This window comes from Mycobacterium interjectum, assembly GCF_900078675.2.
Classification (GTDB): domain Bacteria; phylum Actinomycetota; class Actinomycetes; order Mycobacteriales; family Mycobacteriaceae; genus Mycobacterium; species Mycobacterium interjectum.
The window spans coordinates 1845266-1847236 of record NZ_LT546237.1 but is presented as its reverse complement, the minus strand read 5'-3'; the positions used below and the strand labels follow the sequence as shown (position 1 = coordinate 1847236).

Genomic DNA, 1971 nt, shown 5'->3' with positions numbered 1-1971 from the left:
GCGGGCGCGCCGCGAGCGGGCCGAGCGCCGGGTCGCGCAGGACCGCGCCCGGGCTATCGAGGAGGCTCGCCGCGAGGCCAAGCGCCGGGCCAGCGGGCGCATCGTCAACCAGCCCAAACCCGCCGCGCGGGGCGTCGTCCGGGGCCTGAAAATGCTGCTCGCGAGCGTGGTCGTTGCGGTCGTGGGGGTCGGCCTCGGACTCCTCCTCTATTTCACGCCGGCGATGTCGGCGCGCAACATCGTCGTCACCGGGATCGGCGCGGTGACCCGCGAGGAGGTGCTCGACGCGGCGCGGGTGCGGCCCGGCACGCCGCTGCTGCAGATCAACACCAACCAGGTCGCCGAGCGCGTCGCCGCGATCCGGCGGGTGGCCAGTGCCCGGGTGCAGCGCCAGTACCCGTCGGCCCTGCGCATCACGATCGTCGAGCGAGTCCCGTTGGTGGTCAAGGACTTTCCGGACGGCCCGCACCTGTTCGACCGCGACGGCGTCGACTTCGCGACCGGCCCGCCGCCACCGGCGCTGCCCTACATCGACGTGGCCAATCCCGGGCCGAACGACCCGACGACCAGGGCCGCGCTGCAGGTGCTGATCGCGCTGCGTCCGGAGGTGGCGGGCCAGGTGGCCCGCATCGCGGCCCCGTCGGTGGCCTCGATCACCCTGACGCTGGGCGACGGGCGGGTGGTGATCTGGGGGACCACCGACCGCACCGACGAGAAGGCCGAGAAGCTGGCCGCGCTGCTGACGCAGCCGGGCAAGACCTACGACGTGTCCAGCCCCGACCTGCCGACCGTCAAGTAGGTATCGGAGGCCGACAGTGCGGCGAGCCGCACCCTCGGCGCAACAAAAATTTGCGTGCCGCGCGTCGGCGCGCCTGCGGGATAAGCGCGCGTACTACCCATACCGTTCTGTTTGCGCGGAACTACTTGACATAACTCTAACTCTATGGTTGAGGTTGAGGGTTTGCCAGGCCGACACACCGAGTCCCACCAGGGAGGAAGACGAATGATGACCCCCCCGCACAACTACTTGGCCGTTATCAAGGTTGTGGGTATCGGTGGCGGCGGCGTCAACGCCGTCAACCGGATGATCGAACAGGGCCTCAAGGGCGTGGAGTTCATCGCGATCAACACCGACGCGCAGGCGCTGTTGATGAGCGACGCCGACGTCAAGCTCGACGTCGGCCGCGACTCCACCCGCGGNCTGGTCGTGTGCACCGACGACCCGGGCGCGGCTGCGCTGGCCGAACGCACCGCCGCGCTGGGCATCCGGGTGCTGCGCTACGGCTCGGGCGGCGACGGGTTGGCGGCCACGCTGTTGTCGTGGGATCAGCAGGGCACCGGGGCGGTCGCCCACATCCAGCTGGCCGGCGAACCCCACCCGCGGGTGATGCGGCTGTCGGTGCCCGGCCGGCACATGGCCCTCAACGCGCTGGGTGCGCTGCTGGCGGCGCTCGAGATCGGCGCCTCGGCCGATGCGGTGCTCGACGGGCTGGCCGGGTTCGAGGGCGTGCGCCGCCGCTTCGAACTGGTCGGAACCTCGGGAACCGGCCAGGCCTCGGTGCGGGTGTTCGACGACTACGCGCATCACCCCACCGAGATCACCGCGACGCTCGCGGCGGTACGTGCGCTGCTCGGGCAGGGCGACGGCGGACTCAATGGCCGCTGCATCGTGGTGTTTCAGCCCCATTTATATTCGCGCACAAAGGCTTTCGCGGCCGAGTTCGGTCGCGCCCTGGACGCCGCGGACGAGGTCTTCGTCCTGGACGTCTACGGAGCCCGCGAACAGCCGCTCACCGGCGTCAGCGGGGCCAGCGTCGCCGAGCACGTCAGCGTGCCGGTGCGCTACCTGCCGGACTTCTCGGCGGTCGCCGAGGAGGTCGCCGCGGCAGCGGGCCCCGGCGACGTCGTCGTCACGATGGGGGCGGGCGACGTGACCCTGCTGGGTCCCGAGATCGTGACCGCGCTGCGGGC

The 1971-nt window shown here is 71.2% G+C and carries 2 protein-coding genes; both read left to right on the top strand.

What is annotated here, in order from left to right:
* The coding region (locus tag BN4348_RS43165; RefSeq protein ID WP_066913356.1) for a cell division protein FtsQ/DivIB at window positions 1-799 on the top strand (799 nt) is incomplete at its 5' end.
* Window positions 800-1006: 207 nt separating this feature from the next.
* Window positions 1007-1971 (top strand): glutamate ligase domain-containing protein (locus BN4348_RS43155; protein WP_328589011.1); only part of this gene is annotated, 965 nt, incomplete at its 3' end.